Source organism: Kaarinaea lacus (genome assembly GCF_975902315.1).
The window spans coordinates 1-7253 of the sequence record NZ_CDLKIE010000359.1; the positions used below are offsets into that span (position 1 = coordinate 1).

The following is a 7253-nucleotide window of genomic DNA, read 5'->3' on the forward strand; positions in this document are numbered from 1 at the left end:
CCAACCAAAGATGTAACTAATAATAGTTTTAATAATTTAAATTGACACATGGTAGTATTTTTTCTTGGTCCCGTTTTAAAATTCAATATCGTACATAATATAAGATATTTCGAATAACGATTCATTCGTTATAGAAAAAATGTCTGCTAATGAATACATATACCCCTATATTATATATGTATTAACGATTGCTTTCAGTATAAATGAGCTGTTCCCAATTTTGTTAATATTAACCACTCTACCTCACATAGCCACCGTTAGCCCTAGAACATCCAATTCATACAACCCAAGGCTTGATGTGCATATAGGCTTTTCTATTTATAGTAAGTGGGAGCAGAATGTTCTTAGGAACAATTAAAGCTTGTCATTCAATAAGTGAATTAGGCTTCGTAGTTAGCCAAATGTTTAAATGCCGTCGAAGTTTATTTTTGTAGATTTATATTTAGATTGAAAACTAAAAAGTAGAAGAAGATAAAAAAGTGAGAACAAAACTAGATAGCGGACAAACTATGCTTTCATGTAACCATAGTTTGGCCAAAACGGACAAACTATGGTTACATGCACAACAAAATGAACTTATCGAATGAAGTGGTGGGCCCGGTAGGACTCGAACCTACGACCAAGGGATTCACTTTATCTCATCATTTCTGATGGGAGTGGACTATCTCATCACCCACAACCAGAGTTGCTGATTGCCAGGGTGCGGGACGCTCTTGCCTGTTATTAAGAACACTTGATCGCATTATTTTACAAACTAAAACGATCAGTTCCCAGGTAGTCTCTGCACCTTCCGGAAGTGTACTTCCGGCTTGGCTCAGGATTGCCATCAGCCACTCTTATTTAAAACATCAAATAAAAGTCTGGTAAGGTTTCCCTGAATTCATCCCGTTCATTTCATACCTTTCGGTATGAACGCACCTTTTTTGATGAGTCCCCTGCTCTAACCAACTGAGCTACAGGCCCGTGACGCGCAATTTTAACAGTAATTTGTTCAATTATGAATAGAAATAAAAAAAGCCATGCGCAAAATGCATGGCCTTTTTTAATCAGTTTCGCCTGGTTTAGGAAGACGAATTTTCGGTATCGATGAAACTACGCAATGGATCGGAACGGCTCGGATGGCGCAGCTTACGCAATGCCTTTGCCTCAATCTGGCGAATCCGCTCACGCGTTACATCAAACTGCTTACCTACTTCTTCCAGGGTATGGTCAGTATTCATGTCGATACCAAACCGCATCCGTAAAACCTTTGCTTCCCTTGCAGTCAGACTATCCAGCACTGACAGCGTCGCTTCACGCAAACCTTCAAATGTCGCGGAGTTCGATGGTGAGAGTAAATTCTGGTCTTCGATAAAGTCACCGAGACGTGAATCTTCATCATCACCTATAGGTGTTTCCATGGAAATAGGTTCTTTGGCGATCTTTAACACCTTGCGCACTTTATCTTCGGGCATTTCCATGCGTTCAGCCAGTTCTTCCGGTGTGGGTTCGCGACCCATCTCCTGGAGCATTTGCCGAGAAATACGATTCAGTTTGTTGATAGTCTCAATCATATGAACCGGAATACGAATGGTTCGTGCCTGATCCGCAATGGAGCGGGTAATCGCCTGGCGTATCCACCATGTCGCATAAGTTGAGAACTTATAACCACGGCGGTATTCAAACTTATCTACCGCTTTCATTAACCCAATGTTTCCTTCCTGAATCAAATCCAGGAACTGTAAACCACGATTGGTGTATTTTTTGGCGATAGAGATTACCAAACGCAGGTTTGCTTCGACCATTTCTTTCTTGGCGCGGCGGGCTTTGGCTTCACCAATGGACATGCGGCGATTAATCTCTTTCAGTTCACCGATAGTGATACCACTTTCATCCTGAATCTGGATTAGCTTATTCTGCGCCCGGCTGATTTCATCAGCGTACTGTTTTAAAACTTCGGAAAATTCTTCACCGGAATCGATTTGACCCTGTAACCAGTCTGTGTTGGTTTCATTGTCCGGGAATGTGGTAATAAATACCTTACGTGGCATTTTTGCCTTGGCGACACACATTTCCATGATCACTTTTTCGTGTTCACGTACACGATTAATGATTCCACGCAGGTTCTTAACCAGGTTGTCGGCGAATTTAGGAACTAATTTGAATTCACAAAAAACTTCAGCCGCTTTTTCGTAAAGCTCTATACTTTTATCATCACGTCCTTTGGAAGCAACACGTTTTGCATACTTTGCGATGGACGCTTTGATTTCGTCCATGCGTTTTTTTGCTTCTTCCGGATCGGGGCCTTGATCCTCTGCACTCGCACTCGCGTCATCGTCCTCTTCCTCTTCATCGGATGCCGAATAATCACCACTTTCATCACCGGGATTGGGAGCAACAACGTTTGGATTGACGATCATGTCGTCTTCTTCATCGCGGAATCCTGTAATAACATCCGCAAGACGTAATTCTTCGTTTTCAATCGCTTCATAAGCAGCGAGCATTCGAGCAATGGTGCCAGGGTAATGGGCGAGGGCAACAAACACCTGGTTGACACCATCCTCAATACGCTTGGCGATTTCGATCTCGCCTTCACGGGTCAACAATTCAACCGTACCCATTTCGCGCATATACATTCGAACCGGATCCGTGGTACGACCAAATTCACTGTCGACACTGGCCAGTGCTGCCGCTGCTTCTTCGGCTGCTACCTCATCGGTCTCCACGTCACTTTCGGCGAGCACCATGGAATCCATATCGGGTGCGGTTTCATGAACCACAATACCCATGTCGTTAATCATGCTGACGATGTCTTCGATCTGCGCCGGATCAACAATATCATTGGGCAGGTGATCGTTTACTTCTCGGTAAGTCAGGTAACCTTGCTCTTTACCTTTAGCGATAAGCAGTTTAAGTTGAGACTGTTGCTGTACATTCATAGTCATATGTATATTAAATAATCAAATCCTGTATTAAAGATAGCAGCGCAGTATACAGTATGTAGTATCTGTTGCGCGAACTATTCACAATTTCGAATACTCTTATGATCAATAGTGCTTAGGCTTCTGGCTCTTTAGCTTTTGAGCCTATATTGTTAGCGGCAAGCGCCAGGTTTAATTCACGTAGCTCCTGTTTTTCATGCGTATCCAGGCTAGGTTTGTGTATTAATTCTTCCAAACGCTGCTTGGAGCGTTCCCTCTTAAGCCACTGATAGATATCTAAAAACTCTTTTTTTATGTCATCATCCGTTAAGTGTAGCTCATGATCGGTCAAATTTGCGGGCAGTTTAACGAGTTTCTCTAATAGCTTTCCATTTTCAGTACCGCGCCAGTTCTCCATTAAACCAGCACAGTTTATATGGGGTTTTGATCGAATGGTTTCAATCAATTCGATCAAAAAAGGGATGCCCCGTTCATCCAGCTCTTTAATTTCCTCCACCTCAACAGCCTGTGCCAAAGATGGCATTTCCAGTAATAGTCGTACTAATTTACGTATCGGTGTTGGACCACCAGCTTTGGAAGGTCTGGCAGCGACCTGTTGCTTGCTAACTTTAGTAGCGCCGGCCGAAAAGATAAGTGTAGACAATTTCTCTGATTCTACATGACTAATTTCAGCCAATTTATTGATCATCATGTGGCGAAAAACACCATCGGGAAGCTTCCGCAAATAAGGCTTTGCCTTTTCCACCAAAAAGGATCGACCATCGATCGTGTTAAGCTCGATACTCTTTGACAATGATTCGTAAAAAAAGTTAGAAAATGCCTGCGCACCCTGCAGGCGTTGGTGAAATCCCGACTCTCCTTCCTGGCGTACAACCGTGTCCGGGTCTTCACCTTCCGGCAAAAACATAAATTTTATCTGGCGACCTTCACCCATCAGTGGCAGGGAATTTTCCAGCGCTCGCCACGCTGCCTGGCGACCCGCACGGTCACCGTCGAAACAAAATATCACTTCAGGCACCACGCGAAATAACTTTTCGAGATGGTCTTTTGTGGTGGCAGTGCCCAGGGTGGCCACGACGTTTTTTATACCGTACTGGGACAGGGACACCGCATCCATGTAACCTTCAACAACAATCAAACGCTGTAAATCCTGGGAATACTTCCTGGCTTCATAAAATCCATACAATTCTTTCCCCTTGTGAAAAACCTCGGTTTCCGGGGAATTCAGGTATTTCGGCGTTTCGTCACCCAGCGCTCGCCCACCAAAGGCAATCACCCGGCCGCGTCGATCACGAATTGGGAATATAATGCGATCGCGGAAACGATCATAATGACCGCCACCTTGTTTGGCGATAAGCAGACCCGCCGCCAGCATTTGTTTTTCGGTAACGTTTTTCGCTGATAGGTAGTGCAATAAATTGTCCCAGCCGGGTGGGGCATAACCGATAGCGAATGTGGCCGCGATTTCGCCGCTTAGTCCTCTTTGTTTCAAATAGGTGACCGCTTTTTCAGCGTTAGCGTGCTGGCGAAGTTGCTCAGCGTAATACTGGCTTGCCTGCTCCAGAACATCATATAAATCACGACTGACTTTGTGCTGAGTGCCAGCTGCCTCCCGCGGTACCGTCATGCCTACCATCGATGCCAGCTCTTCAATGGCATCCACGAATTCCAGCCTTTCATATTCCATCAGAAAACTGATCGCTGAACCATGGGCACCACAACCGAAACAATGATAGAACTGTTTGGCAGGGCTAACGGTAAATGATGGCGTTTTTTCGTTGTGGAAGGGGCAGCAAGCGGTATATTCGCGACCGGCTTTTTTTAAAGCCACGCGAGAATCAATCACATCGACAATATCGACACGATTTAATAGTTCATCAATAAATTGAGAGGGAATACGCCCGGCCATAGGTTTAATGGTAAGCCGAATAATAGTCAGTGTCAGCCAAAAGGGCTGAAAATCAATACATCAGGATAAATTTAGTGTTGGAAGCGAAATAAGCCAGAAATCAGGAGCAGGCTTAGGGATCGAAAGAACTTACGAACTCAGCTCGCAGGATTAAACGCCAATTGCTGCTTTTACCTTCTGGCTCACCTGGCCCATGTCAGCACGTCCCTGCACTTTGGGTTTGAGCTGAGCCATGACTTTTCCCATGTCCTGCATGGAGCTGGCACCAACGGCTGCGACAATTTCCTGGATCATTGCATCCAGCTCAGCTTCACTGAGTGCTGCCGGCATGTAAGTCTGAATGATGCCCACCTCCATCTGCTCTTTTTCTGCCAGCTCGGTACGGCCGGCATTATTATATTGTTCGATGGAGTCCCGCCGCTGTTTGAGCATTTTATCCAGCACTGCAAGCACTTTTGCATCATCCAGCTCGATACGCTCATCGACTTCAACTTGTTTGATGGCCGCCAGAATCAGACGAATGACGCCCAGGCGCTCCTTTTCCTTGGCGCGCATGGCAGCTTTCATATCGTCACTGATACGCTGTTTTAATTCGCAGTCTGCCATCCGGGATGGTTTCTTAAACTATTTGGTGGGAAATAGCGGGTAGAATTAGTAGAGTCGTCTGTGACGATTCTGATCGCGAGAAACTTTTTTCATGTGACGCTTAACCGCTGCCGCAAGCTTGCGTTTGCGAACCTGGGTTGGCTTCTCATAAAATTCCCGGCGACGAATTTCCGTTAAGATACCGGCTTTTTCACATGAACGTTTGAAGCGACGCAGTGCGATATCAAACGGTTCGTTTTCTCTGACACGAACATTAGGCATACTAATTATGTCCTCAAAATTAATTAAGCTGTTAAAATCATGATTTTAGCTCTTTGGCCGATTCCAGCCCCGAGCGGAACGCCGTATTTTAGTAGCATCGCGTCCAGAATGCAAAATCGGCGCCGCCCCAAATTTGTTTAGCCGTTTAGGAAAATTGATTAAGAAAAAGTCGATATGCGTGTTTTAGGCATCGAAACCTCCTGTGACGAGACCGGAATCGCGGTTTACGACAGTAATCAGGGACTTTTAGCGCATGCTTTGCACAGCCAGGTGGCATTGCATGCAGAATACGGTGGCGTGGTACCCGAACTAGCCTCTCGAGACCACGTGCGAAAATGCCTGCCACTGATATCCCAGGTCATGCGCGAGGCGAATATTGATAAAAGCAGCATCAGTGGAATTGCCTATACTGCAGGCCCCGGGTTAATTGGCGCATTATTAGTAGGCGCCACTATTGGGCGAAGTCTGGCCTGGTCATGGCAAGTACCCGCCGTCGCCATCCACCACATGGAAGGACATCTGCTGGCACCCATGCTGGAATCCACCAGCCCGCAGTTTCCCTTTGTCGCATTATTGGTGTCAGGTGGGCATTCGATGTTGGTTGAGGTGAATGGCGTTGGGCAATATACGATTTTAGGTGACAGTGTCGATGACGCCGCGGGCGAAGCATTCGACAAGACGGCAAAATTACTTGGCCTGGGTTATCCCGGTGGCCCAGCAGTCGCAAAACTCGCGAAACAGGGCGATCCCAAACGATTTCACTTTCCCCGCCCCATGACCAATCGCCCTGGTCTGGATTTCAGCTTCAGTGGATTAAAGACTTTTACAATGAATACCCTTAAAAAAAATAGCAATGACGAACAAACCCGGGCTGATATCGCCTGCGCGTTCGAGGATGCCGTTGTCGATACGCTGGCAATTAAATGCAAACGTGCATTAAAACAAACCCACCATCAGCGCCTGGTTATTGCCGGAGGAGTGGGTGCCAATGAAAAGTTACGTCAACGCTTAACTCAGTTGGCAAAAGAACTGCGGGCTGAAGTTTTCTATCCAAGGCTGGAATTCTGTACCGATAATGGCGCTATGATCGCTATGGCAGGGTGTATTCGCCTACAGGCAAACCAGACGGAACCACTACCCATCGACGCCAGGGCCCGCTGGTCGCTGGAAGATTTACACCCGTTGTAGCGCGTTAGCATCAGAGGGTTTTCAATGGGCAACAAAAAAGGGCGATTCGAAAATCGCCCTCTTTTGTTTTGGGTGCTGCAAAAATACGGTATTTACTACTGTACAGCCATATCCTTCACTTTCTTCAAAGGCAAAATCTTTACGCGAATGGTTGCAGGTTTTGCTGCGACATCCATAAGTTCGCCAGGGCGGAAAGGGTTTGGAACGTTTTTCTTTGCTTTGCGAGCAGGAATTTTTCTGGTTTTGATTTTCAATAAACCAGGTAAAGTGAATTCGCCACAACCTGTCTTTTTGATATGACCGTTGATAATGGTTTCCAACGAATCAAACACACTGGCGACTTGCTTTCTGCTCAGTTCAGTTTCTTC

General features: G+C 45.8%; 7 protein-coding genes. 1 reads left to right on the forward strand and 6 read right to left on the reverse strand.

What is annotated here, in order from left to right; all coding sequences use genetic code 11:
* Positions 1 to 641 precede the first annotated feature (641 nt).
* From ACWVCM_RS11735 to rpsU, 5 genes are all read right to left on the reverse strand, one after another.
* Positions 642 to 827, reverse strand: coding sequence for a hypothetical protein (locus ACWVCM_RS11735; RefSeq protein WP_455201942.1), 186 nt, complete (start codon positions 825 to 827; stop codon positions 642 to 644).
* Between the two features lie 234 nt (positions 828 to 1061).
* Positions 1062 to 2924: an RNA polymerase sigma factor RpoD gene (gene rpoD, locus ACWVCM_RS11740; RefSeq protein ID WP_455201943.1), complete on the reverse strand. Its 1863-nt coding sequence runs from the start codon at positions 2922 to 2924 to the stop codon at positions 1062 to 1064.
* Between the two features lie 112 nt (positions 2925 to 3036).
* A complete protein-coding gene (dnaG, locus tag ACWVCM_RS11745) occupies positions 3037 to 4830 on the reverse strand; it encodes a DNA primase (RefSeq protein WP_455201944.1) in 1794 nt (597 codons plus the stop codon).
* A 150-nt stretch (positions 4831 to 4980) separates the two neighbouring features.
* The gene (locus ACWVCM_RS11750; RefSeq protein WP_455201945.1) at positions 4981 to 5436 is read right to left on the reverse strand and encodes a GatB/YqeY domain-containing protein; all 456 of its coding nucleotides are present in this window, start codon (positions 5434 to 5436) and stop codon (positions 4981 to 4983) included.
* Positions 5437 to 5481: 45 nt separating this feature from the next.
* Positions 5482 to 5697: a 30S ribosomal protein S21 gene (gene rpsU, locus ACWVCM_RS11755; protein WP_455201946.1), complete on the reverse strand. Its 216-nt coding sequence runs from the start codon at positions 5695 to 5697 to the stop codon at positions 5482 to 5484.
* A gap of 174 nt (positions 5698 to 5871) precedes the next feature.
* On the opposite strand from rpsU, the gene tsaD reads away from it, so the two are divergent.
* Positions 5872 to 6885, forward strand: a complete 1014-nt coding sequence (gene tsaD / locus ACWVCM_RS11760; RefSeq protein ID WP_455201947.1) for a tRNA (adenosine(37)-N6)-threonylcarbamoyltransferase complex transferase subunit TsaD — start codon at positions 5872 to 5874, stop codon at positions 6883 to 6885.
* A gap of 95 nt (positions 6886 to 6980) precedes the next feature.
* Here tsaD and ACWVCM_RS11765 read toward each other — a convergent pair.
* Positions 6981 to 7253: HU family DNA-binding protein (locus ACWVCM_RS11765; protein ID WP_455201948.1), on the reverse strand; the 273-nt coding region annotated here is incomplete at its 5' end.

Excerpts from the sequence above, each read along its gene's own strand:
- ACWVCM_RS11735 (WP_455201942.1), bottom strand. The coding sequence starts at position 827 with ATGGCAATCCTGAGCCAAGCCGGAAGTACACTTCCGGAAGGTGCAGAG.
- rpoD (WP_455201943.1), bottom strand. The coding sequence starts at position 2,924 with ATGACTATGAATGTACAGCAACAGTCTCAACTTAAACTGCTTATCGCT.
- dnaG (WP_455201944.1), bottom strand. The coding sequence starts at position 4,830 with ATGGCCGGGCGTATTCCCTCTCAATTTATTGATGAACTATTAAATCGT.
- ACWVCM_RS11750 (WP_455201945.1), bottom strand. The coding sequence starts at position 5,436 with ATGGCAGACTGCGAATTAAAACAGCGTATCAGTGACGATATGAAAGCT.
- rpsU (WP_455201946.1), bottom strand. The coding sequence starts at position 5,697 with ATGCCTAATGTTCGTGTCAGAGAAAACGAACCGTTTGATATCGCACTG.
- tsaD (WP_455201947.1), top strand. The coding sequence starts at position 5,872 with ATGCGTGTTTTAGGCATCGAAACCTCCTGTGACGAGACCGGAATCGCG.